The organism is Stenotrophomonas sp. 57, assembly GCF_030291075.1.
In the GTDB taxonomy this organism is placed as follows: Bacteria; Pseudomonadota; Gammaproteobacteria; order Xanthomonadales; family Xanthomonadaceae; genus Stenotrophomonas.
Genome location: NZ_CP127407.1, coordinates 28796 through 53745 on the forward strand (window position 1 = coordinate 28796; position 24950 = coordinate 53745).

General features: G+C 66.9%; 19 protein-coding genes and 1 pseudogene. 11 read left to right on the plus strand and 9 right to left on the minus strand.

Translation table 11 applies throughout. From position 1 onward, the window contains the following. Window positions 1-50: 50 nt before the first annotated feature. The 4 genes from QP512_RS00135 to QP512_RS00150 all read right to left on the minus strand — a co-directional run bounded on the left by QP512_RS00135 (window position 51) and on the right by QP512_RS00150 (window position 3340). Window positions 51-443, minus strand: coding sequence for a hypothetical protein (locus tag QP512_RS00135; protein WP_286070466.1), 393 nt, complete (start codon window positions 441-443; stop codon window positions 51-53). Between the two features lie 128 nt (window positions 444-571). Then, the gene (gene adhP / locus QP512_RS00140) at window positions 572-1600 is read right to left on the minus strand and encodes an alcohol dehydrogenase AdhP (protein ID WP_286070467.1); all 1029 of its coding nucleotides are present in this window, start codon (window positions 1598-1600) and stop codon (window positions 572-574) included. A 95-nt stretch (window positions 1601-1695) separates the two neighbouring features. Further along, window positions 1696-2334 carry a bifunctional 4-hydroxy-2-oxoglutarate aldolase/2-dehydro-3-deoxy-phosphogluconate aldolase gene (gene eda, locus QP512_RS00145; protein WP_286070468.1) on the minus strand — a complete coding sequence of 213 codons (639 nt, stop codon included), beginning with the start codon at window positions 2332-2334 and terminating at the stop codon, window positions 1696-1698. Next, window positions 2321-3340, minus strand: a complete 1020-nt coding sequence (locus QP512_RS00150) for a sugar kinase (RefSeq protein WP_286070469.1) — start codon at window positions 3338-3340, stop codon at window positions 2321-2323. The genes eda and QP512_RS00150 overlap by 14 nt, the downstream gene beginning before the upstream one ends. A 285-nt stretch (window positions 3341-3625) precedes the next feature. Between QP512_RS00150 and QP512_RS00155 the strand changes: the two genes are divergently transcribed. Then, window positions 3626-6388, plus strand: a complete 2763-nt coding sequence (locus QP512_RS00155) for a TonB-dependent receptor (protein WP_106549166.1) — start codon at window positions 3626-3628, stop codon at window positions 6386-6388. A gap of 138 nt (window positions 6389-6526) precedes the next feature. After that, window positions 6527-10339: a LamG-like jellyroll fold domain-containing protein gene (locus QP512_RS00160; RefSeq protein ID WP_286070470.1), complete on the plus strand. Its 3813-nt coding sequence runs from the start codon at window positions 6527-6529 to the stop codon at window positions 10337-10339. Between the two features lie 40 nt (window positions 10340-10379). On the opposite strand, the gene QP512_RS00165 is transcribed toward QP512_RS00160, so the two are convergent. Genes QP512_RS00165 through QP512_RS00175 form a run of 3 tightly spaced genes read right to left on the minus strand, consistent with a single transcriptional unit; the run spans window position 10380 to window position 13609 of the window. Then, window positions 10380-10967 carry a cysteine dioxygenase family protein gene (locus QP512_RS00165; RefSeq protein ID WP_286070471.1) on the minus strand — a complete coding sequence of 196 codons (588 nt, stop codon included), beginning with the start codon at window positions 10965-10967 and terminating at the stop codon, window positions 10380-10382. Window positions 10968-11018: 51 nt separating this feature from the next. Next, on the minus strand, window positions 11019-12641 hold the full coding sequence (locus QP512_RS00170) for a carboxylesterase family protein (protein WP_286070472.1): 1623 nt from the start codon (window positions 12639-12641) through the stop codon (window positions 11019-11021). Beyond that, window positions 12641-13609 carry an alpha/beta hydrolase gene (locus QP512_RS00175; protein WP_286072076.1) on the minus strand — a complete coding sequence of 323 codons (969 nt, stop codon included), beginning with the start codon at window positions 13607-13609 and terminating at the stop codon, window positions 12641-12643. Before QP512_RS00175 ends, QP512_RS00170 begins: the two co-directional genes overlap by 1 nt. A 173-nt stretch (window positions 13610-13782) precedes the next feature. On the opposite strand from QP512_RS00175, the gene QP512_RS00180 reads away from it, so the two are divergent. From QP512_RS00180 to QP512_RS00220, 9 genes and pseudogenes are all read left to right on the plus strand, one after another. Then, on the plus strand, window positions 13783-14610 hold the full coding sequence (locus tag QP512_RS00180; RefSeq protein WP_286070473.1) for a 2-keto-4-pentenoate hydratase: 828 nt from the start codon (window positions 13783-13785) through the stop codon (window positions 14608-14610). A gap of 40 nt (window positions 14611-14650) precedes the next feature. Beyond that, entirely contained in the window at window positions 14651-15652 is a 1002-nt protein-coding gene (locus QP512_RS00185) for a TRAP transporter substrate-binding protein (RefSeq protein ID WP_286070474.1), read from the plus strand. 10 nt (window positions 15653-15662) lie between these two features. Beyond that, window positions 15663-16193 carry a TRAP transporter small permease gene (locus tag QP512_RS00190; protein WP_106549173.1) on the plus strand — a complete coding sequence of 177 codons (531 nt, stop codon included), beginning with the start codon at window positions 15663-15665 and terminating at the stop codon, window positions 16191-16193. A 3-nt stretch (window positions 16194-16196) separates the two neighbouring features. Beyond that, window positions 16197-17480 carry a TRAP transporter large permease gene (locus QP512_RS00195; RefSeq protein WP_106549174.1) on the plus strand — a complete coding sequence of 428 codons (1284 nt, stop codon included), beginning with the start codon at window positions 16197-16199 and terminating at the stop codon, window positions 17478-17480. A gap of 101 nt (window positions 17481-17581) precedes the next feature. Continuing rightward, a pseudogene (locus QP512_RS00200) lies at window positions 17582-19075 on the plus strand (family 43 glycosylhydrolase); the annotation flags it as partial. Between the two features lie 39 nt (window positions 19076-19114). After that, window positions 19115-20173, plus strand: a complete 1059-nt coding sequence (locus QP512_RS00205) for a LacI family DNA-binding transcriptional regulator (RefSeq protein WP_106549175.1) — start codon at window positions 19115-19117, stop codon at window positions 20171-20173. Window positions 20174-20366: 193 nt separating this feature from the next. Then, window positions 20367-21215 (plus strand): 5-dehydro-4-deoxy-D-glucuronate isomerase, encoded by an 849-nt coding sequence (kduI, locus tag QP512_RS00210; RefSeq protein WP_285318591.1) that lies wholly within the window; start codon window positions 20367-20369, stop codon window positions 21213-21215. Between the two features lie 80 nt (window positions 21216-21295). Next, window positions 21296-22051, plus strand: coding sequence for a 2-dehydro-3-deoxy-D-gluconate 5-dehydrogenase KduD (gene kduD / locus QP512_RS00215; RefSeq protein WP_125429153.1), 756 nt, complete (start codon window positions 21296-21298; stop codon window positions 22049-22051). A gap of 92 nt (window positions 22052-22143) precedes the next feature. Next, window positions 22144-23238, plus strand: coding sequence for a GDSL-type esterase/lipase family protein (locus tag QP512_RS00220; protein ID WP_286070476.1), 1095 nt, complete (start codon window positions 22144-22146; stop codon window positions 23236-23238). A gap of 55 nt (window positions 23239-23293) precedes the next feature. Here the strand turns inward: QP512_RS00220 and QP512_RS00225 are convergent, their stop codons facing one another. Both QP512_RS00225 and phhA read right to left on the minus strand, forming a co-directional pair. After that, window positions 23294-23953: a DUF4375 domain-containing protein gene (locus QP512_RS00225; protein ID WP_286070477.1), complete on the minus strand. Its 660-nt coding sequence runs from the start codon at window positions 23951-23953 to the stop codon at window positions 23294-23296. Between the two features lie 31 nt (window positions 23954-23984). Next, window positions 23985-24878, minus strand: coding sequence for a phenylalanine 4-monooxygenase (gene phhA / locus QP512_RS00230; RefSeq protein WP_286070478.1), 894 nt, complete (start codon window positions 24876-24878; stop codon window positions 23985-23987). Window positions 24879-24950: the final 72 nt, after the last annotated feature.

Below are 24950 nucleotides of genomic sequence, written 5' to 3' on the forward strand. Positions count from 1 at the left end.
GCACATCGACACAGGCAGCCGAGCAGGGGCTCGGCTCTACAGGACCGGCGTTACCTTGCGTCGCGCGAGGCTCGGCGGCCGAACCACCAGCCGACCAGCAGCTGCAACGGCAGCGATGCCAGCAGCGAAATGACGAACCAGAGCGGGAAATCCGCGCCCGCGGTCCACACCGCATAGCCGCAGCCCAGCGCGATCAGCGACCAGATCGAAAAACCATGCGAGCGCGGCCAGCAGGGCGCGTAGTAGGTGGCGAAGGAAATGCCGGCGACGCCACCGAGCACGCTGAAGGCCAGGTCCCACCCCAGCTGCACGCTGTTGTTGTCCGGCGACAGGCCCACCAGCGGCGGCAGCCAGCTGGCGACGCTGCTGACCAGCGCAAGCGACAGCACGCCGCCGATCAGGGCGACGATGGAAAGGAACAGGGTCTTGAGCAGATCGGGCATGCGCACATTGTACGGCTGCGCGACGTGCCCGGGGTTTGGCGGCCTGCGGCCGGTACGACCGATGGATCGGCATGGCCGCCGCGTCCGTGGGAGAGGGGGACGGAGCGACGGCGGCCATGCACAGGCGGTCAGGCGGCGAAGTCGAGCACCACGCGGCCTTCGATGGTGCCCGCGTGCATGCGCGCGAACACCTCGTTGATGTTCTCCAGGCGGTCGGTGCTGACCGTGGCTGCGACCTTGCCCTCGGCGGCGAACTGCAACGACTCCTGCAGGTCCAGCCGGGTGCCGACGATCGAGCCGCGCACGGTGATGCCATTGAGCACCATGCCGAAGATGTCCAACGGGAAATTGCCCGGCGGCAGGCCGTTGAGCGACACGGTGCCACCACGCCGGACCATGCCCAGTGCCTGCTCGAATGCCTTCGGCGACACCGCGGTGACCAGGGCGCCGTGCGCGCCGCCGATTTCCTTCTTCAGGAAGGAAGCGGGGTCGGTGGTGCGCGCGTTGACGGTGACCTGCGCACCCAGCTGCCGGGCCAGCGCCAGCTTGTTGTCGTCGACGTCCACCGCGGCCACGTTCAGGCCCATCGCGCGGGCGTACTGCACGGCCATGTGGCCCAGGCCGCCGATGCCGGAAATCACCACCCAGTCACCCGGCTTGGTGTCGGTCACCTTCAGGCCCTTGTAGACGGTCACGCCGGCGCACAGCACCGGCGCGATCTCGACAAAGCCCACTCCCTTCGGAAGCAGGCCGACATAGTTGGCATCGGCCAGTGCGTACTCGGCGAACCCGCCGTTGACCGAGTAGCCGGTGTTGCGCTGCGTTTCGCACAGCGTTTCCCAGCCGCCCAAGCAGTGTTCGCAATGGCCACACGCCGAGTACAACCAGGGGATGCCGACCCTGTCGCCTTCCTTGACGTGCCCTACCCCGCCTCCCACGGCCACGACGTGCCCCACGCCCTCGTGGCCGGGGATGAATGGCGGGTTCGGTTTCACCGGCCAGTCGCCCTCGGCGGCGTGCAGGTCGGTGTGGCAGACGCCACAGGCCTCGATCTTGACCAGTACCTCGCCCGCCCCCGGGCGCGGTACCTGGACTTCCTCGATGACCAGTGGCTTGCCGAACTCGCGTACGACGGCGGCCTTCATGGTGGAATGCATGCTCGGATCTCCGTAGTGCGCTTGCCCACAGAATGACGCCGGCTCGAGGCCGGCGCTTTGATCACGATCAAACTATGGAAGATCGACGCTGCGGTTCAGCTGGCCAGTACGGCAGCCTCTCGCGCCAGGCGTTCGATGGCGTCCCAGTCGCGGGTCTGCAGCAGCGCCGCCGTGGTCAGCCACGAACCGCCCACGCACAGCACGTTGGGAAGGTGCAGGAACTGCGGCGCGGTCTGCGCGCTGATGCCACCGGTCGGGCAGAAGCGCACGTCGGCGAACGGGCCGTGCCAGGCCGCCAGCAGCGCCGCACCGCCGGCCTGCACCGCCGGGAAGAACTTGAAGGTGTCCTTGCCATGTTCCAGGCCCAGGATCAGGTCCGAGGCGGTGGCGGCACCGGGCAGGTATGGCAGGTCGGCATCGCGCGCGGCGGCATACAGCGTCGACGTTGCACCGGGAGACACCGCGAAACGCGCGCCTGCCTGCTTTGCCGCCTGCATCTGCGCAGGGGTGAGCACGGTGCCGGCACCGATCACCGCGTCGGGTACCGCTTCAACCATGGCCGTGATCGCATCCAGTGCCTGCGGCGTGCGCAGGGTCACTTCGATCACCGGCAGGCCGCCGCGGAACAGCGCCTTGGCCACGTGGACTGCTTCATCCACATCTTCGGGGGTGTACACCGGGATCACCGGTGCCAGTTTCAAGAGTGCGCGCAGGCGCGGATCAGCGGCGGACATCGAATCGCTCCTCGCCCAACAGGGCCAGCACGTCAGCTTCGCTGACAGGATTGAAATCGCCGGGAATGGAGTGCTTCAACGCCCCGGCGGCCAGGCCGAAACGCACGGTGGCGTCGGCATCAAGGTCGCACAGGATGCCATGCAGGATGCCGGCCGCGAAGGCATCACCGCCGCCGATGCGGTCGACAATGCCCTGCAGATGGCGCGGCGGAGCGTGCGCGCGCGTCCCGTCACGACCCAGCAGCAACGCGCCCATCGCATGGTGGTCCACGCTCAGCACCTGCCGCTGTGTGCATGCCATCCACTGCAGTTGCGGAAAGGCACTGAACGCGGCGCTTGCAGCCGCGTCGATCCGCTCCATCACCTCCGGCTGACTGAAGCGCGTACCCAGCACCACTTCCATGTCACGGTAGTCGGCGAACACGATGTCAGCCTGCGCGAACAGCTCGCGCAATACCGCCTGGGCATCTCCCCCCCAGCGCTGCCAGAGCCGGGGCCGGAAATTGCCGTCGAAGGAGACCCGGACACCGGCCTGGCGGGCCGCGCATGCCGCCGCCAGCGTGGCGGCCGCCACCTCCGGTCCCAGTGCCGGGCTGACACCGGACAGGTGCAGCCACTGTGCGCCCTGCAGCAGCGCGGGCCAGTCATAGTCAGCCGCAGTGCTGCGCGCGAACGCTGAATCGGCGCGGTCATAGACCACTTCGCTGGCACGCTGGACCGCGCCGGTGGTGAGGAAGTACAGCCCCATGCGTGCGTCCGGTACTTCGCGCACATGACGGGTATCCACGCCGTGCCGGCGCAGTTCGCCCAGCGCATGGGCACCCAGCGGATTGCCCGCCACGGCGCCCACCATCGCCACGTGATGTCCCAGCCGGGACAGCGAGACACCTACGTTTGCCTCGGCGCCTCCCACGTGGACCTGCAGCTGTGGCGATTGCAGCAGCAGCTCGTGGCCGGGCGCGCCCAAGCGCAGCAACAGTTCACCGAAACAGACGATACGACCCATATCAGCTCCTTCACGCGCGCCACCAGCATGGGACACTGCATGGCATGTAAGTGGACCACGCGAGGGGGCGTGGCAATTGACTATCGGTGTCATTCTAGACCGAGTCTGCCTTGCACGTGCTTGGTCATCATGTCGAAAGCATTGTCCCGCAAGCCTCTTGGAGACATTACAGATCTGTTGCGCTGCAAGATGCCCGATGCCCGTGGTGCTGTTAACGTCGGATTTGACTAGCGGTGTCATTCCGCTGCACAGCGCGATACCAGACCTTTGGGAGAGGGGAAAGGCATGCAATCTCGGATCCATGGAAAAAAGACACCGGTTACCTTGCTGGCGATGGGCGTAGCACTGGCCCTGTCGGCGAACGCGACCGCGCAACAACAGACCGCCACCGACCTGGACACGGTCAACGTCACTGGCTATCGCGCCAGTGTCGAGAAGGCGCTGGACATCAAGCGCGGCGAAGCCGGCGTGGTCGACGCCATCGTCGCCGAGGACATCGGCAAGTTCCCGGACCTGAACCTGGCCGAATCGCTGCAGCGCATCCCCGGCGTGGTGATCACCCGCGAGGCCGGTGAGGGTCGCAACATCTCGGTACGCGGCCTCGGCCCGGATTTCACGCGTGTTCGCATCAACGGCATGGAGGCGCTGACCACCGTCGGTGCCGGTGACCAGAGCGGCGGCACCAATCGTGGCCGCGGCTTCGACTTCAACGTGTTCGCGTCGGACCTGTTCTCGCAGCTGCTGGTGCGCAAGACCGCTTCGGCCGATGTGGAAGAAGGCTCGCTGGGCGCTACGGTCGACCTGCGCACGGCGCGTCCGTTCGACTATGACGGCTTCACCTTCGCCGCCAGCGGCCAGGCCGGCTACAACCAGATGTCCGAGAAAGCCGACCCGCGGCTGGCAGCGTTGATCTCCAATACGTTCGCTGATGGCACCTTCGGTGCCCTGTTGTCGGTGGCCTACTCCGAGCGCCAGGTGCTTGAAGAAGGCTCCAACACCGGACGCTGGGCCAACGGCCCCAGCAACGGTGGCTTCAGCGCGGCATCGCCCTTCACCGCCGCACGCAGCGCTGATGTCTACCACCCGCGTTTCCCGCGCTATGTGCAGATGGAACACGAGCAGAAGCGCCTGGGGGTGACCGGCTCGCTGCAGTGGAAGCCCAGCAGTGCCACCGAAGTCTCGCTGGATATGCTGTATTCGAAGATCGATGCCACGCGCGACGAGCGCTACATCGAAGCGATTTCCTTCAGCCGCAACCGCGACACCAGCGTTCCGCGCCGCCCCGAACGCGATGGCAAGCCGTCGACCATTGTCAGGAACGGTGAAGTGCGCAACGGTGCGCTGGTCTATGGCGAATTCGACAACGTCGACATCCGCACCGAGAACCGCCATGACGAGTGGAGTACTGCGTTCAAGCAGATCAGCCTGAACGGCCAACACCGTTTCGGCGATGACTTCACCCTGTCCGGCAAGCTCGGCATCTCGCGCTCCAGGCACGAGAACCCGGTGCAGACCACCGTCATCATGGACAAGTACGACGTCAAGGGTTACAGCTACGATTACCGGGGCAACAGCCGATTCCCGGTCCTCAACTATGGCATTGATCCAACAGATCCCAACGGTTGGGAACTGGCGGAAATCCGCCTGCGTCCGCAGTACGTGGACAACGACTTCGACACTGGCCAGATCGACTTCAACTGGAACATCAGCCCGGGCTTCCGCCTGAAGGGCGGAGTGCTGGCCAAGGACTACACGTTCAAGACCACCGAGCTGCGCCGTGCCAGCGAACTGGCCGTGCCCACCTTCGCCAACGGCAGCAGGATCGTGCCGGTGGACATGACCAGTCCCGCCGGCCTGAACGGCATCAACGGCAGCCCGTCCAACTGGGTGGTGCCCAACCTGGATGCGATCGCCGACCAGTTCGACATCTACAGCAACAGTGGCATCTACGCCGTGGCACCACGAGCCAACAACGTGCGCAGCGTGGAAGAGAAGGATCGCGGCGCGTACCTGATGGGCGAGTTCAGCACCGAGATCGGCTCGCTGCCGCTGTCGGGCAACTTCGGCGTTCGCTACGTGCGTACCAAGCAGTCGTCCACCGGACTGTCCACGCTCGCCAGTGGTACTACCTCAACCACCGCCACCCGCACCTACGACGACACGCTGCCCTCGTTCAACCTGGTGGCCGAGGTCACGCCCGATTTCCTGATCCGCCTGGGCGCAGCCAAGGTGATGACGCGCCCGGGACTGGGCAGCCTGACCCCCGGCGCCACGGTAGCGGTGGCCGGTGGTGCACGCACCATCTCCAGCGGCAATCCCAATCTGGACCCGACCCGCGCCACCAATGTCGACCTGGGGTTTGAGTGGTACTTCGCCGAAGGTGCGATGGCTGGCCTGGGCTTGTTCTACAAGGACATCGAGACCTCGGTGCAGACCCTGCGCGAGAACCGCCCGTTCACCGACAGTGGCCTGCCCGCCGAGCTGCTGACCGGCACCGGCGCCTCGCCCACCGACGATTTCACCTTCACCCGGCCGGTCAACACGCCCGGCGGTGAGCTGTACGGTGCGGAAGCAAACTACACGCAGCCCTTCAGCTTCCTCCCCGGCAAGTGGTCGAACCTGGGCGTGCAGCTGAACTACACCTGGGTGGAATCGAAGATCCAGTACATCAACTCCGCCGGCCAGCCGGTGATGAAGAACGATCTGCTGGGCCTGTCGAAGACGTCCTGGAATGCGACCCTGTTCTACGAAGGCGAAACCTTCTCCGGTCGCGTGTCCGCCACCAACCGCGATGACTACCTCACCCAGGTGCCGGGGCAGGAAACCGGCTTCAACCTGGAGGGCTACCACGGCATGACCGGTACCACGGTGATTGATGCATCCATCCGCTACAGGATCAGCGACCAGCTGGAACTGAGCCTGGAAGGCATCAACCTGACCAACGAGGCATCCGACGAGTGGGTGTATTCACCCGCCACCGGCCGCCTGCCGCTGCAGTACACCGAAACCGGGCGCCAGTTCCTGCTGGGTGTACGTTACAAGTTCTGAGCAACGCCGGCGGCGCGCGCTGATGCGCGCCGCCGTTCGCCGTGACCACTGCTGCGCCGCAAGGTGCCGTCGTGCCGTGGCCTTGCTACGGTCCGGCGGCCCATCGCCGGCCGTCGTCCGTTGAAAGGAAACGTGTTCATGCCGCACCGTACGACCCTGTGCCGCTGCCTGCTGCTGGCAGTGACGTTGGCCACTGGCGCCACGACGGCCGCCGCCGATGCCCCGCCCCCGCCTACCCTGCTGTTCCACGTCGATGCCAACCAGGGCCTGCATGCGGCGACCGCACACGGCGAAACCGCGCCGAATTTCCGCGACAAGGTGGCGGTCGTCGATGACGGCGCAGGGGGCAAGGCCATCCAGTGGGAAGACGATGGGGTACTGGCCTGGGATGCACCGGGCAACATCCAGGCCCAGCGCGGCACGCTCGCCTTCGATTGGCGTTCGCGCTACGCGGTGGGCGAAGCACCGTTTGTCATCTTCCGCGTCGGCTACGCCGACCACAGCAGCTGGGACATGGCCTGGCTGCGCATCGACTGGAATGGCCACGGCTTCGATGCCTTCGTGACCGACGCCAACCTGGCACGTACCCGCGTGTCGTTCCGCATGGACACACCGCCGCGGCCGGACCAGTGGCTGCACCTGGCTTTCGCCTGGGACGAAGATCAGGGTGTGCGCCTGTTCGTTGACGGCCGCGAAGTGGCGCGTGCACAGGCCACCGGCGACTACGATGCCGCGCTGGACCAGCTGGGCCTGGCGGGCCGCGTGATGGCACCGTACCAGGTGCAGAGCCGCTACAACTTCCTGCGCGGCAGCGATTTCCAGCACATCCGCGTGTATGACCGCATGCTGGATGCCACCGCCGTGCAGGCCGTGGCAGCCGGCAGGAACGCGGACAGCGCGGTGGCGCCGGCGTCCGACGAGCGCGCCTGGCGCCATCGTTTCGGCTGGGAAGCTGCGGCGCCACCTGCACTGTCCTCGGGCGGAACGCGCATCCGCAAAATCGAATTCGCCGATACCCGCGACCTCAAGGCGTGGATGTGGAAGGCCACCGACGGCATCGCCGAAACCACCTGGCCAGGCGTCTACAACCGCTCGCGCTTGCCCGGCCGCAACGACTACTTCCAGCTGCCTGACTGGAACACGTACGTCGAAAGCGGCCAGCATCTGGATCTGCGCCTGCCTGCCGGTGAAACAGTGAACCGGGTGGAGATCCGCGGCGCGGCGTTCGGCAGCCTGTCCCACGGCCCCGATGCCGATCACGCCACCGAAGTGCTGGCCACCCGGCCGCGTGGCGTGGTGCGCAGCGTGCAGGACATTGCCGCGCACCAGGGCGGCGTGCTGCGTTTCAGCAATGTGGAGCAGGAAACACCGATCCAGGAGATCTGGGCCTACAACGTGAGCGAGGGTGCTGAACCGGAAGGCACGGTGAAGCAGACCTACATCGTCGACAGCCAGGCGCTGCCCGACTACACCAACCTGGACGCGCTGCGCCGCTACATCGATGGCCGCTACCCGGTGGCCGAGCGCAGCACGGTGATGGCCCTGCCCAAGGGCGCCGGTTCCCGCCGCCGCGGGCCAGACAGCCTGCCGGCGCAGCCGCGGCCGATCGTGCACGTGCTGATTCCATCAGGCGTGGGCGATGCCCCCGCCAACCAGCCGTTGATCCGTAGCTGGGCCTATAGTTGGGAGAACATGCACGATGGCCTCGATGGCGTAGCCATCGACCTTCCCGCACTGGACCTGGCGGCCACGCACGATGGCCTGATTCCACTGAACATCCGCATCAAGGATCCGATCTGGCCGGCGCGCGACATGATCGATGTCTCGGTGTCGGTGCCGCCGGGGCAGAAACGCACGCTGTGGCTGGACCTGCGTGACCGCATCCTCACACCCGACAGCCTGTGGCTGAGCATCGCCTCGGCCGCGCCGGGCTTCGACGCCGGCGCGCTGGATGGCGCGCAGATCCGCCTGGTGTTCAAGCCGCGCACCGACGCCCTGAAGGAACACCTGGCCGACCGCTTCAACCAGGTGCGCGACAACTGGGGCTTCCTGGTGGAGGAACACACCACGTCCAAGCGTCAGCGCCTGTACGCGCGCGTGTACGCCGACCTGAGCGATCTGCTGCGGGTGGACCCGGACCACGAGCTCGGCCGCCTGTACTGGAACTACATCAGCTACAACAGCCAGGGCCGCCCGCCCTACACCGCACCGGCGGTGCCCAAGGGCGTGCCGGCATGGGCATTCCACCAGGTGCAGGACCTGGCCCAGGTGCGGCAGTTCGTCGACTGGTGGATCGACCAGCGCCAGGTGGCCTACGGCGACTTCGGCGGCGGCATCTCCGATGATTCCGACCTGACCCAGCAGTGGCCGGGGCTGGCGCTGATGGGCGTGCAATCAGATCGATTGAACGCCTCGCTGACCGCATTGTCCGATGCGGTCTACCGCAATGGCATGTTCAGCAATGGCTTGAGCACCATCGAAACCGACGAGCTGCATTCGTACGAGGAAGGTATCAACACCAACAGCGCCATGCTGTACCTCAACTGGGGCGATCCATTGACGCTGGAGCGCCTGATGGAAACAGTGAAGGCGTTCGATGAGCGCATCATCCTGCGCAATCCGCAGGGCCACCTGCTGTTTTCCAGCAACTGGTTCGGTGGCAACAAGGTCTACCGTGAGCCGAACTGGCAGTGGCAGAAGCCTTACTCCTTCCCGGTGCTGCACCCGGCGTTCCTGCTGGGCCAGTACAACGCCGATCCGACCGGCCGCAAGCTGGTGATCGGCCTGGCCGATGGCTACCTGGCCCACGCAGGCACCGACGCGAAGGGGCGCTTCACCCTGCCCAACGAGATCAACTGGGCCACCGGTGCCACCCGCGGCGGCGAGTTGAACAACGGCTCCGGCAGCGGCGACATCATGCATACGTTCTGGGCGGCATGGCGTTGGACCGGCGATGCGAAGTACCTGCAGGCCCTGGACTACCGGGTGGCACGCGGCGGCCCGAGCGCATTGGCCAACCTCGGCGAGAACTACGTCGAAGCGCTGGGTCGGCAGCAGGACTGGTATCCGCTGCTGACCGCCGAGGCCGATGCCGGCAAGACCGGTTTTGCCAGCCTGATGGCGTGGCAGGCCAGCGGCGATACGAAGTACATCGACGCGCTGCATGCCGACGGCCTGCAGGCCAAGGTGCAGCGCGCCTACATGAACACTGAGGGCCACTGGTGGTCCGACCGCGTGGAAGCGCCCAGTGAGTTCCTGCAGCGCGCGCGCCTGGGGGGTATCGCGCTGAAGCGCAACCAGAGCTGGCCTGGCCACACGGTCAGCTGGCGCTTCGACCGCGACGGTGCCGCCGAGCAGGTCGCCCTGCTGGTGCATGCACCCTCGCGCGAACGTTTCACCGTGACCAGTTATAACCTGGGCACGCGCATCATCGCCGCCGACATGACCGGATGGAACGTGGCCAGCGGCACCTGGCGCGTGCGTAGCGGCGTGGACGCCGATGGTGATGGCCGCATCGACGGTACGCCGACCGAACGCAGCGTAGCGCTGGAAACCAGCGTATCGGTGCCGATGCAGTTCCGCCCGGGGCGCACCGAGATCTTCGAATTCGAGCGGATGAGTGCCGGCACACCGGTGGAAACCCGCGCGGACCTGGGCATCGGCCGCGGCGATGTGCGCGTGGACGGCCGCCACGTGCACGTGACCGTGCACAGCCTGGGCCATGTCGGCAGTGGCGTGGGCGTGGCCGTGCTGGAAGATGCCCGCGGTCGTGAGCTGGCTCGCACCGAAGTACCGGCACTGGCCGCGCCGAGCGATCTGCAACCGAAGACGGTGCAGGTATCGCTGCCCCTGCCGATGGGCGACCGCAGCGGCCTGCGCGTGCGCGTGGCACTGGCCGATGGTGGTGAGGAAGTGACCCGGTTGAACAACGTGGTGTACGTACCGCGTTGATGGGAGGCGGCGCCGCCGGATCAAGCCCGGCGGGGCGCGTTCAGGCCGCGTCGGTCTCCATCATTTTCATCCGCCGCTGGTACCAGCCGTTGTCCAGCGGATCGAATACTGCACTGCGTTCCATCACGCCCTGGTAGACGTGCAGCGATATCGCCACGTCCTCCTCGCTGGCGTTGCACAGCGTGTGGTACTCATAGGGCGGAATCAGGCTGCCGGCACTGCCGCGATGGCCGTACAGCGTCGGCTGTGCAGCAAAGCGATGGCGCTCGCCCTCCTGCTCCAGGAGCGCATAAGGGGTCACCACCAGCTCGCCCTGCCAGACCCCCTCCACGCACCACATCGCATCATGGTCGTGCAGTGGCGTGCCTTGGCCCGGCCCCCAGCACATGGCGATGATGCTGTAGCCCAGCGTGGGGCTGCGGTACAGCTCGCGACGCGCGTAATGCCCTTCAACCGGGCGCCGCACGCAGGGCGGCAGCTGGATGGACGGATCGACGATGGCCTCGCGCAGAACCTGCTGCAGCGCGTCGGTGATCGCCTCAGGCCTGCCCAGCATCACCGCCGAATCGATCGCGGCAACCAGGCGCTCCCGGCCGGTGAACGGCAGTGGCGTGGACATTGCTTCCATGACCCGACTCTAGCCGACAGCGGTTAACAGAATGTTTGCACAACGGTGTCATCACTGCGTGCCGCGCTGCAGGAATGGCACTTTCCCATACAGTGCGCGCTCGCCGGCGCGTGGGTCGTCCACCGCGCGGCTCTCGCGATCGAACAGCATCGTTTGCCGCCGTGACAGATCGTACGCGGGCCAGTGCGACATGCCGCGATGATTGGGATCGCCGGTCCGGGCGAAGGCGATGAGCGCGTCACTCATCGTCGCCGCCAGCGCGTGCGCGTCCGCGCCGCCACCGGTGCGTGCGCTGGGCAGGCCGGCATTGTCGAACACCAGCGGAATGTCCAGGGTATGGAAAGCGCGCAGCCGGCCTTCTTCCACCGGTGAGGGCCAGTCCAGCTGGTAGGCCCAGGTGGGGGCAGCGCCACCGGGCTGGCGCGCGCGCGCTTCCAGTTCCTCCACGGCACCACGCCAGGAACGCCCGGCGGTGGTGGCGGCGAAGAACACCTCCGACGGCGTGTAATGGGGATACAGCCGGCGATACTCGGCAATCACCGCCTGCGGCAGCAGATCGACGAACTGCTGCTTTTCCAGCTCCGCCGGCAGCGTCTCCCAGGTCAGCGCGAAGTGGGCCGGATCATTGCCCAGGAAGGCACGGGTCTCATCGCGGGTATTGCCGATCACCATTGGAATGCCGGCCGACTGCAGCGGCGCCTGCGGCCAGAACGGATGGACCGGCAGGCTGACCTCGTCCAACACAGGTCCGAAATACAACGATGTGCTTTCCACCCGGGAGGGATCGCGTGCGCCGGTTGCCGCCAGCAGATCGGCGGCGGGCAGTCGCAGCAGTGCCTCCAGGTCCTTCGCGCCCACCGCCTGCATCGCGATTGCCGTGCGCTGTGCGGCTGCACGCGGGCCTGCCGCCGTGACCTGCTGGCCGCTCATCGTCCACGCGCGCTGGAACAGTCCGCGCGCGGCTGGCATTGCCATCAACGTAGCAATCTTGGCGCCCCCGCCGGACTGGCCAAACACCGTGATGTTGCCGGCATCACCACCGAAGATCGCGGCATGCTCCCGAACCCACTGCAGCGCCTGCACCAGATCGAGCTGGCCGACATTGCCCGACGCCGCATAGCGTGCATCGCCCAGCGCGCCCAGGTACAGGTATCCGAAGGTATTGAGGCGATGGTTGACGGTGACCACCACGACATCGCCGCGACGGCAGAGCGCGCTGCCGTCGTACAGCGGGTCGCTGCCGGAGCCGTTGTTGAAGCCCCCGCCGTGGATATAGACCAGCACCGGACGACGGCCGCCGTCGCCCAGCGCCGGGGTCCATATGTTGAGGAACAGGCAGTCTTCGCTGCCGGGGCCTTCTGCGCCGCGCTGTGGTGCCGAGGCGCCATAACCCACTGCATCGGCGATCCCGTTCCACGCCACTTCCGGCCGTGGCGGTTGGAAGCGATGGGTGCCGGTATCGGCGCCGTAGCGCACGCCGCGGAACACCCGCACGCCCTGCTGCTGCTGGCCGCGCAGACGCCCGCCGCGCACGCGGACGATGGGCGGGCGCTCCTCGCGTACGTTGGGTATCGCAGCAGCTGGCAGTGCCGCCAGCGTGGCCGTCGCCATTGCCCATTGCGCGCTGTCGCGCAGGAAGCGACGGCGCTGCAGATCGGTCGGTGCCCGACGCATCACTCGCGCCCGTCCATGCGGGGTGCCAGCCAGCGCTGCGCCAGCAGGGGCCATGATGCAAGCGTGGCGGTCGCCGGTACCCGCATGCCGAAGCCGTGGCCACCGTGGGCGAAAAGGTGCAGCTCGTGTTCTACACCTGCTGCGGCCAGTGCCTTGGCCATCACCTCGCTGTTGTGCACGCTTACCACGCGATCGTCATTGGCATGTATCAGCATTGTCGGAGGCATGTCCGCACGGACGTGCTGCTGCACGGAGTACGCGCCAGCCAGCGCAGCGTCAGGCTGCTGGCCCAGCAGTCGTGCACGCGAGCCGCTGTGCGCGTGCGCGCCCATGTCGATGACCGGGTAGACAAGCACCGCCCGCGCAGGCCGCGCGCTCAAACGATCGATCCCATCCCGCGCGGGATAGACCGGCGCATCGAATGCGGTGGCCAGTCGCGCAGCCACGTGACCACCGGCGGAGAAGCCCATGACCGCCACGCCGTCGCCGTCCAGGCCGCGCCGCGCCGCCTGCTCGCGTACCACCCGCAGCGCACGCTGGGCGTCGGCCAGTGCCGCCTGGCGGTCCCGGCCCGGTTGCGGTAGACGGTAGCGAAGTACGAACAGTGTGAAGCCCGCGCGTTGCACCCAGTCGGGTACCAGCTCGCTGTCCTCCTTGTCGATCACCACCCGCTGGTAGCCGCCGCCTGGAATGACCAGCACGGCCTGGCCGTTCGGATGGGGTGGGGCGTGCACGATCATGTACGGCGCATCGATGCCATCCACGAACCGGTCTGGACGTGCGGGATCGGCGCTGCGTTCAACCACGCGTGCGGCCCGCGCCGGGCCGCTTTCACCAGGCACCTGACCGTCTGGCCACAGCGGCAGGCGTTCGCCCGCCACCTCCCCGGCAAGCCGCTGGCCATCGCGCAGCGGAACATCGGCAGCATGCGCCGGGGCGAGCAACAGCAGAACGGACAGGCACAGCACAGAACGGAATAGAAGCATGACAGGCCGGGCTCCAGCGGGAATGGGCAGCGTGCCGCACGCGCCCGGGAACGAGGCGTGATGCGCTGCGGCTTGCGTGATGACACCGGTTTACCATATACACCACATGCAGACGCTGTCGATGGGCAGTGCAACAACGTAGAGGGAGACCGTTCTTGAGCAACGAACACGGCACACAGGGGCAGGCACCGGCGCCGGACGATGCAGCCGCGATCGCCCGCGCTTTCACCGAGGCACGTCGCGCAGGCACTGCCCTGCCCGCGTTTCCCGGCGCGATCCCGACCGATCTGGTGGGCGCCTACAAGGTTCAGGACCGGGCGATTGATCGGTGGGACGACCAGGTGATCGGTTGGAAAGTGGGCTATATCGCCGCGGAGCGTCGAGATGGCTCCGGCGATGAGCGCCTGCTGGGCCCGATCTTCAAGCGTCAGCTCTGGAATGATACCGGTAGAACAACCGACATTCCGGTGTTCGTCGGTGGCTTCGGCGCCGTTGAAGCGGAGTACGTGCTGGAGCTGTTGGAGGACGCTCCTGCCGGACAACTGCACTGGTCGCCGGAACAGGCCGAGGCCCTGCCCGCTCGCCTGTATATCGGCGTGGAGGTAGCCAGCAGCCCGCTGGCCACCATCAATGAGCTGGGCCCGCGCGTGGTGGTGTCCGATTTCGGCAACAACAATGGCCTGGTGCTGGGGCCGGAGATCGTTGACTGGACCGCACGCGATGAAACCTCGCTGCGCGCCGAGACACTGATCGAAGGCGACGTGGTCGGCACTGGCGGAGCAACTCGCCTGCCGGGTGGCCTGCGCGCTGCGTACGCCTTCGCGCTGTCCCGTTCGGCCCTGCGTGGCCGGCCGCTGCGCAAGGGTGACCTGATCGCCACCGGCAACGCCACCGGCATCCATGACATCACCGTGGGGCAGACCGCGCTGGTGCGGTTCGCTGGCTTCGGCGACATTGCCTGCCGGGCCGTGCCGGCGGGATGACCGCCGGCCTGCCCTGGTGAACACGCGCGGGAGGGCGCAGATGATCACACGACGTAACTTCCTGGCCGGCGGCGCTGCTGCCCTGGCCACGCCGATGCTGGCGGCCTGCGGCCGCGGGCCGGCCGCCGGTGTGGAGGGCAGCCTGGCGCTGACCGCCACCGATGTGCACGTGGCCGACTACCCCACCGTGACTGCGGTGAAGTGGATCGGCGAAACGCTGGAGCGCGAGACCAACGGCCGCCTGCGCCTGCGCCAGTACCACTCGGGCCAGCTGGGCCGCGAATCGGAAGCCATCGACATGGCCCGCTTCGGCGCCATCGACATCACCCGCGTCTATGCCGGTGCACTGAACAATGCGTTCCCGCTGACCCAGGCGCTGTGCCTGCCGTACGTGTTCACGTCGGTGGCACACCAGCGCGCCGCACTGGACGACGGCGTGGCCGACGCGGTGCTGCGCGGCTTCGAACGCCGCGACCTGGTCGGTCTGGCGATCTACGATTCCGGCGCGCGCTGCTTCTACAACACCCGGCATCCGATCGTTTCGCCGAAGGACCTGCATGGCCTGAAGCTGCGCGTGGCCTCCTCGGACATCTTCATCCAGCTGATGCGCCTGCTCGGTGCCAACCCCACGCCGATGTCGTTGGGCGATACGTTCTCGGGCATGGAAACGCACATGATCGACGGTGCCGAGAACAACATGCGCAGCTTCCACTCCAGCCGTCACTTCGAGGCTGCGCATTACTGGTCGCAGAGCGATCACTCCTACGCGCCGGACGTGCTGCTGATGTCGCGCGCCAGCTTTGAACGGCTCAGCGCCGATGATCGCCAGCTGCTGCTGCGCACCGCCCGTGCCTCGGTGAAGGTGATGCGCGAGCACTGGGACGCATCGGAGAGCGCCGCACGCCGCGCCGTGCTCGATTCCGGGGTGAAAGCCAACGCAGTGGACATGCCCGCCTTCCACGCCGCGGCGCAGCCGCTGCTGAAGCAGTACCTGCAACAGCCGGACATCGCCGCGCTGGTAAACCGCATCCGCGCTGCCTGAGGAACCCAACATGACCGAGACCTTGACGCCCGTCGCCGGGCCAGGACAGCGCCTGCTGGACCGCATCGCCGACATCGCCATCTACTGCGCCGTCGCCGCCCTCCTCGGGCTGGTGGTGGTGCAGGGCTGGCAGGTATTCGCCCGCTACGTCATCAACGATTCGCCCAGCTGGACCGAGCCGGTCACGCTGCTGCTGCTGGCCACGGCGATGAGCCTGGGCGCAGCCTGCGGCGTGCACACCAACCGCCATTTCGGCTTCTTCCTGCTGCACGCCTACATGGGCCCGGCGCTGCGTCGCGCGGTGGATGTGCTGATCCAGCTGGTGGTGGCCGTGCTCGGTGGATTCATCGCGTTCTGGTCGGCCGACCTGCTGCTCGACGGGCTGGACATCAAGGCCGCCGGCGCCAACCTGCCGCAGAGCATCAACTATCTGCCGCTGGCGGTGGGCGGCGGGCTGATGGTGCTGTTCGCATTGAACCGCGCGTGGAAAGCGCTGCAGGCCCGCGATGCCGGCAGCGATGACGCTGAAGGAGATCGTTGACCCATGGGCATCACCATCCTGTTCGCCGTATTCGCCGTGCTGCTGCTGCTCGGCGTGCCGGTGGCCTATGCGCTGGCCGCCGCCGCGCTGGCCACCCTGCTCTACCTGGACATTCCCAGCATCGTGCTGGTGCAGCAGATCTCGGCCGGTACCGGCTCGGCCTCGCTGATCGCCATCCCACTGTTCATCTTCGCCGGCGAGATCATGATGCGCGGCGGCATCTCCGAGCGCTTGATCGCACTGGCGTCCTCGCTGGTCGGCCGCCTGCGCGGTGGCCTCGGCCAGGTCTCGATCCTGTCGTCGCTGTTCTTCGGCGGCGTGTCCGGCTCGGCCATCGCTGACGTCTCGGCGGTCGGCGGCACGATGATCCCGCAGATGGTCAAGCGCGGCTATGACCGCGATTTTGCCGTCAACGTCAGCATCACCGCGGCGCTGGTGGCGCTGCTGGTGCCGCCTTCGCACAACCTGATCCTGTTCTCGGCCGCCGCCGGGGGGGGCCTGTCCATCGCTGATCTGTTCGCCGCAGGCATCGTGCCGGCCCTGCTGATGACCGTCGCCCTGATGCTGACCGGCTACGCCGTGGCACGCCGCCGCGGCTATGGTGTGGAAATCTTCCCCGGTTGGCGCGCGGTGCTGCTGCGCGTGGTCTCCGCGCTGCCCGGCCTGGGCCTGGTAGCGCTGATCTTCGTCGGTATCCGTGCCGGCATCTTCACCGCCGTGGAGAGCGCGGCCATCGCCGTGGTCTACGCCCTGCTGGTGACCACCGTGCTGTACCGGCAGCTGCGCTGGCGCGAATTCTTCGACACGGTGATCCATGCCGCGCGCAGCACCGGCGTGATCCTGTTCGTCATTGCCACCGCCGCGGTGTTCGGCTGGCTGCTGGCCTACCTGCAGGTGCCGACCGCCGCAGTGGACTTCCTGCAGTCGTTCGCACACAGCCAGTTCATGGTGCTGCTGATGATCGTGGTGATGCTGCTGCTGCTGGGTACCTTCATGGACCTGGCGCCGATGATCCTGATCTGCACGCCGATCTTCCTGCCGGTGGCCAGGGCCTATGGCATCGACCCGATCCACTTCGGCCTGGTGCTGGTGCTGACCGGCGGCCTCGGCCTGGTGACGCCGCCGGTAGGGTCGGTGCTGTTCATTGGTACCTCCATCGGCAAGATCAGCGTGGGCCAGAGCATGCGCACCATCTGGCCGTTCTGGTTCGCTGCGTTGGCAGTGCTGCTGATCGTCACCTTCTTCCCGCAGCTGTCGCTGTGGCTGCCTGCGGCGCTGCGCGCATGATGCGCAGCGGGGAAGCGGTCACGACGCGGTGCCGCGGCGTCGCGGCCACGGCGGTGCTCGGGTTGCTGCTGGCCGTGGTGCCGGCGTGGGCGGCCGGGCCGTGGAAGCGTGGCATCGAGCACCAGCGCCAAGCGGATCGCGGCGATGGCACGTTCCTCAATCCGGTGCTGGCGGGCGATCATCCCGATCCGTCCGTGCTGAAGGACGGCGACGACTATTACCTCACCTTGTCGTCGTTCGATGCCTACCCCGGCCTGCCGATCTGGCACTCGCGCGACCTGGTGAACTGGCAGCCCCTGGGTAATGCGATCACGAGGAATGTGGGCGCGATCTGGGCGCCTGACATCGTCAAGCACCAGGGACGCTACTACATCTACTTTCCGGCGCGTACAGGCGAGCGCCGCAGCAACTTCGTGGTCTGGGCCGACCACATCACCGGGCCGTGGAGCGAGCCGATCGATATCGGCCTGGGCAGCTACATCGACCCCGGCCATGCCGTGGGCGAGGATGGCAAGCGGTATCTTTTCCTCAGTGGCGGCGACTACGTACAACTGGCTGACGACGGCTTGAGCGTGGTGGGTACGCCGAAGCATGTTTATGACGGCTGGACCTACCCGCAGAACTGGGACGTGGAGGCCTATGCCCAGGAAGGCCCGAAGATCCACCTGCGCGATGGCTGGTATTACATGACCACGGCCGTGGGTGGAACGGCCGGTCCGCCGACCGGGCACATGGTGATTACCGCCCGCTCGCGATCGATCCATGGTCCGTGGGTGAACGCGCCCAACAACCCGATCACGCGCACGCAAACCGCGGCCGAGCCCTGGTGGTCACGTGGCCACGCGACGGTGATCGAAGGCACCGATGGGCGCTGGTGGATGATGTACCACGGTTACGAGAACGGCTTCTGGACGCTGGGTCGCCAGGCCCTGCTGGAACCGATCGAATGGACCGATGATGGCTGGTTCCGGGCCACCGGCGGCGACCTCGGCCAGCCGCTGCGCAAGCCGGCCGGTCAGGCGTTGTCGCCGCATGGCATGGCGCTGTCGGATGATTTCCGTGGCAGCGCGCTGGGCCAGCAGTGGGCGTTCTTCAATCCGGCGCAGGACGAGTACCGGCGGCTGGGCTTCAGCGGCGACGGGCTGGTCGTGCAGGGCAAGGGCAGCACCCCGCGTGATGCGTCGCCGTTGACCGTCATCGCCGGCGACCCGGCCTACCAGTTCGAGGTGGAGATGGAGATCGCCGCGGGCGCCGTGGGCGGGGCCCTGTTGTTCTACAGCGATCGCCTGTACGTGGGCGTGGGCAGCAACGGCGAGTCGTTCATCATGCACCGCTACGGTGAGGAGCGCCCTTCCCGGCTGGCGGCCAGTGGCAAGGGCGGCAGGCTGTGGCTGCGGGTGACCAACAACCGCCACATCGTCACCTTCCACTCCAGTACCGACGGGCACACTTGGCAGAAGTACCCGGTTCAGATGGAAGTGTCCGGTTACCATCACAATGTAGCGGGCAGGTTCCTGGCGCTGAAGCCGGCGTTGTATGCGGCCGGCAACGGTGCGGTAACCTTCCGCAGCTTCCGCTACCGCGCGCTGGACTGAGCGCGGCGCCGGAATTCCCAGACTTATCGGGTTCAAAACATGTCAGTGCGCAACAAGAACGATGCCGCTACGCCGGCATTGGCGAAGGGCAAGGCAGCCACCATCAACGACATCGCGCGACTGTCGGGCGTATCCAAGAAAACGGTTTCAAGAATCATCAACAATTCACCCCTGGTGCGCAGGGACACGCGTGACAAGGTGGAAGCGCTGATGCGCGAGGTAGGCTACACGCCCGATCCGCTGGCCCGCGGCCTTGCGTTCCGCCGCTCTTTCCTGATCGGCATGGTCTACGACAACCCCACCGCGCAGTACATCGTGGATATGCAATACGGTGCGCTGGACGCGCTGCGCGGCTCCAGCTTCGAGCTGGTGGTGCATCCCTGCGACAGCCGCAGCCCGGGCTACATCGACGGCGTGCGTCGCTTCGTACAGCAGCAGAAGCTGCACGGAGTGATCCTGGTACCGCGTGCCTCGGAGGACCAGGCGCTGGCCGACATGCTGGACGAGATCGGCTGCCGTTTCACCCGTGTGGCTGCGTTGCCGCTGGACGAGACCTCGCAGATGGTGGTCACCCACGACCGTGACGGCGCTGCCGAAGCCGCGGACTATCTGCTGTCGCTGGGCCACAGCGACATTGCCCTGGTGACCGGTCCGAGTGCGTACCGTTCGGCCCACGAACGTACCGCCGGCTTCATCGAAGCACTGGCACAGCGCGGCATCGAACTGCCGAAGGACCGCATCATCGAGGCCGGCTATACCTTTGAATCCGGTGTGGCCGCGGCCGAGAAGCTGCTGCTGGGCAAGCGCCGGCCGACCGCCATCTTCACCGGCAACGATGAAATGGCCGCGGGCATCTACAAGGTGGCGCTGCGCGCGGGTATCAACATTCCCCGGCAGCTGTCCATCGTCGGCTATGACGACAGCCCGCTGGCTTCACGCCTGTGGCCCTCGCTGACATCGGTGCGGCGGCACACCCGCGACACCGGGCGCACCGCTGCAGCGATGCTGATCCAGCCGGAAGGCCAGACTGCGCTGCCCATTGCCAGCGTGCGGCCGCACCTGATCGTGCGCGATTCCTGCCAGCCGCCGGAGGATTGATCCCGCAGGGATCAATCCTGCAGGTCACGGCCGTTGGTCGTGACCCTCCCACCTGCCCCATCCCATCGATAAGGCTCGCTCCGCTTCCCGCCATCGTGCGGCGCAAAATGACACCGGTTTCCTGTCTGGCTAGAATCGACCGGGAACCGCGCCGGGGCCGACCCGTCGGCCCGCCCCCCGCTCTGGAGAAACCATGTACAGCAAGACCCACTACGCCACCCATCCCGATGCCATCAACGGCGCCAGCAATGACCAGCTGCGCGACCTGTACCTGCTCGACGGACTGTTCAACGCCGGTGCGGTGACGCTCAAGTACACCCACTACGAGCGCTTCGTGATTGGTGGCGCCGCCCCCGTCGACGCTCCGCTGGCCCTGCCGAAGCAGACCGAGCCCGCGTCGGCCGCAGGCCATCCGTTCCTTGAGCGTCGCGAGCTGGGCGTGATCAACGTCGGCAGCGGCACCGGTACGGTCACCGTGGACGGGACCGCCTACACGCTGGGACCGAAGGACGGTCTGTATGTGGCGATGGGCAGCGAGGAGGTTGTATTCGCTTCCAGTGACGCGGCCAACCCGGCCCAGTTCTACCTGGCGTCCACGCCGGCCCATGCCCGCTTCGAAACCAAGCAGCTGTCGATCAAGGACGCAGTGGCGCTGGACCGCGGCGCGCTGGAAACCAGCAACGAGCGCACCATCTACCAGTACATCGTGCCGGCGACCTGCCAGTCCTCGCAGTTGCTTCTGGGCCTGACCGTGCTCAAGCCGGGCAGCGTATGGAACACCATGCCGCCGCACCTGCACGACCGCCGCAGCGAGGTCTATTTCTACTTCGACCTGGGCGACAGCGACCGCGTCTACCACTTCATGGGCGAGCCGGCCGCGCAGCGCCACATCGTGATCCAGAACAACGAAGCCGTGGTGTCGCCGCCGTGGTCGATCCACATGGGTGCCGGTACCAGCAACTATGCCTTCATCTGGGCGATGGGCGGCGAGAACCTGGACTACACCGACATGCACGTGCTGGACATCTGCCAGCTGAAGTAAGCCCTGCACGGCCGCCGCACACCGCGTGGCGGCGGCCGTCACCGTGACTCCGCTCACCTCCATCAAGGAATGCATACGCAATGGCTAATCCCTTCAGCCTGGAAGGCAAGGTCGCTCTGGTCACCGGTGGCAACACCGGCCTGGGGCAGGGCATCGCCGTGGCGCTGGCCGCCGCGGGTGCCGATGTCGCCGTGGCTGGCATCGCGCCGCCTACCGACACCATTGAAAAGATCACCGCGCTGGGCCGCCGATGCCTGGCCATCGAAGCCAACCTGATCAGCATCGAGCCGGTGGCACGCGTCGTCCGCGAAACCATCGACGGGCTGGGCGGGCTGGATATCCTGGTCAACAATGCCGGCCTGATCCGCCGCGCCGACGCCGTGGACTTCAGCGAGCAGGACTGGGACGACGTGATGAACGTCAACATCAAGTCAGCGTTCTTCATCTCGCAGGCGGCCGGCCGCCACTTCATCGAACAGGGCCGCGGCAAGATCATCAACATCGCCTCGATGCTGTCCTTCCAGGGCGGTATCCGCGTGCCGTCCTACACCGCAAGCAAGAGCGGCATCGCCGGCATCACCCGTCTGCTGGCCAACGAGTGGGCAGGCAAGGGCGTGAACATCAACGCCATCGCGCCGGGCTACATGGCCACGGACAACACGGCCCAGCTGCGTGCCGATGCGGACCGCAACAAGGCGATTCTCGAGCGCATCCCGGCGGGCCGCTGGGGCACGCCGGACGACCTGGCCGGCGCAGCGGTGTTCCTGGCTTCGTCTGCGTCGGACTACGTGAACGGCGCCGTGTTGCCGGTCGATGGCGGCTGGCTGGCGCGCTGAAGCGTGTTGTTCTGTAGCGCCGAGCCATGCTCGGCTGCTGCACATTGATCGAAAAGCAGCCGAGCAAGGCTCGGCTCTACCGGGGCCACGCCATGCGCAACCTGCTGCTGTTGCTGCTGTTGTCGTGCACCACCGCGCAGGCGGCGCCGACGCGGCTGTTCATTGCCGGCGATTCCACCGCCGCCGAATACGGGCCGGAACGCGCGCCGCAGGCGGGCTGGGGCCAGGCGCTGCAGAGCTACCTGGACCCGGCACGCTTCGAGGTACACAACCACGCCAAGGGCGGGCGCAGCACGCGCAGCTTCATCGACGAAGGGCGCCTTGACGCGATCGCCAGCGAGCTGCGCCGCGGCGACGTGCTGCTGATCCAGTTCGGCCACAACGATGCGAAGTTCGAAGACCGCACGCGTTACACCGATCCGGACACCGACTATCCGCGCCTGCTGATGCGCTACGTGGAGGTGGCGCGTGACAAGGGCGCAACGCCGGTGCTGGTCACGCCGGTGGCGCGGCTGCTGTACGACTTCGGTTCACTGCTGGATACGCATGCGCGCTACACGTTGGCGATGCAGCAGCTGGCGGCGCGCGAGCGCGTCGCGCTGATCGAGCTCAACGATCGCAGCACGCGCTGGATCCGTGCGCTGGGCGAGCAGGGTGCACGTCCGTATTTCCTGTTCGTGCCCGGGCAGAACAAGGCCGACGGCACCCACTTCAGCGTGGCCGGTGCCCATGCGGTGGCCTGCCTGGTGCTGCGCGAGGCGGTGCCGCTGCTGCCTGCACTGCAGGCGGCGCTGGTGCGTGATATCGACTGCGACGTGATGGGCGCAGCGCAGGGCGCCGATGCGCAGCCGCCCTCGCAGGTGCTGCACGAAGACACGGTTGCACGCATCCAGCCCGGCCCGCATGGCGGCGCCGGGCCGACCACCGCGTACCCGTTCTTCGCCGACACGGACCTGCCGTTCGTGCTGCGCAAGCGCGTGCTGCACAAGGGCGCCGGCATCGGCCTGCATCCACAGCACAAGGATGAGATCTATTACATCATCAGCGGGCAGGGCAGCTACGTGCTGGATGGCAAGCAGCACGACGTGCGCGCAGGCCACGCATTGCTGACCCGCATCGGCAGCACGCACGCGCTGCAGCAGGTGGGTGAGGAGGATCTGGTGCTGCTGCTGGTGTACCCGCGCTGATTGAAACGCAGCCGAGCATGGGCTCGGCTCTACAGAACAGCGCCGGCGTGCATGCTCATCGTCGTTCGACAGGTTCCGGGCCGAAGTGCTTCAGCCCCAACCTGGCCAGGTCTCCCGGTCGCTCGAAATAGGCTTCGTCGAAGGCGTGCAGCGCCTCCTGCTCCTGTTCGGTCATCGCGCCGTACAGGTCGGTCAGTTGCTTGACCGCCGGGTCATCTTCCAGCCGGTCGACCAGCCCGCGCATGCCGGCCAGGATCGCGTGGGTCTGCGCCGCGCCCATCGCCTGCAGCGCACGCAGCGCCAGCTGGCAGGTCGGGTCGCCCCAGTTGCACAGGAACTGCATGAAGCCGCCGTTGTTGATGTCCGCTTCCATGCGCCACAGCGCCACCAGCTGCTGGTCTTCGTCGGACAGCGCATCCAGCGTCCACGCGGCTGCCTTCAGTCGCGCCAGCGCGGCCTCGTAGCGGTCATCCCACACCTGGTTGGGGATATCGACCACGCCCGTCTCGCGCGGCGGCAGCAGCGCAGGCCAGTTCACGCCCAACCCACTGGCGGTGGCCACCCAGTCCGCGCGTTGCTCAGGCGTGGCTTCGAACAGCGCCGGCGTCCAGCGCAGCGGCTGGCGGGTACGGCGGCCATCGGCCAGGGTCAGCACGATGAAGTCGTCGTCGAAAGCGACATCGGTTACGCGCAGCGAAGCAAATGCATCCGTCATGCCGTGCAGGATACCCGCGCGGCAGCGCGCATCACACGTCGCCGCCGTCCGCCCAGCCTTCACCCGTGCCGGCCTGGAACACGTGGTCGTCGGCCTGCACATCACCGGCTGGTAGGTGCGCCTGGTCGGCCAGTGCGGCGTAGATCGGGGTGAAGTCCGGCGAGGTCGCCTGCATCAGCTGTTCGAAGCTGTCGATGACGAAGTAGGTCTTCTGGAAGGTGTCGATGCGGTACTTCGTGCGCATGATCCGCTGCAGGTCGAAGCCGATGCGGTTCGGCGCGGCCGATTCCAGCGAGTACAGCGATTCGCCCTTTGACGACACGATGCCCGCACCGTAGATGCGCAGGCCATCGGGCGTATTGATCAGGCCAAATTCCACGGTGTACCAGTACAGGCGGGTCAGGTTCTGCAGCGCGTCCAGACCGATGGCGTGCGCTTTGACGCCGCCACGGCCGTACGCTTCCATGTAATCGGCGAACACCGGGTTCATCAGCAACGGCACGTGGCCGAACAGATCGTGGAACAGGTCCGGCTCGGCGATGTAGTCGATCTGGTCCGGGCGACGGATCCACCAGGTCACCGGAAAGCGGCGGTTGGCCAGGTGGTCGAAGAAATCCAGTTCCGGCAGCAGGCCTTCCACGCCGACCAGGGTCCAGCCGGTGGCGGCGCCAAGCACTTCGTTGAGCTGGTCGAAGCGCGGGATCATGTGCGCGCTCATGCCCATCTCGTCCTGCGCATCCAGGAATTCCTGGCAGGCGCGGCCGACCAGCAGTTCGCGCTGGCGCTGGTACAGCGTGCTCCAGGTGGCGTGGTCGTCGGCGGTATAGGTGTCCCACGGCTGCTCGACGAGCGCGGTGGCGTACACCGGCACGTAGCCCTTGTCGGTCTGCTGGTGTTCGACGCGGCGGGGCTGGGCGAGGTCCATGGGGCACTCCTGGGTGGGATACCCACGATGCTAGGGCAGAGCTCGCGCAACAGGGTTGCAAAAGTTGCGCCG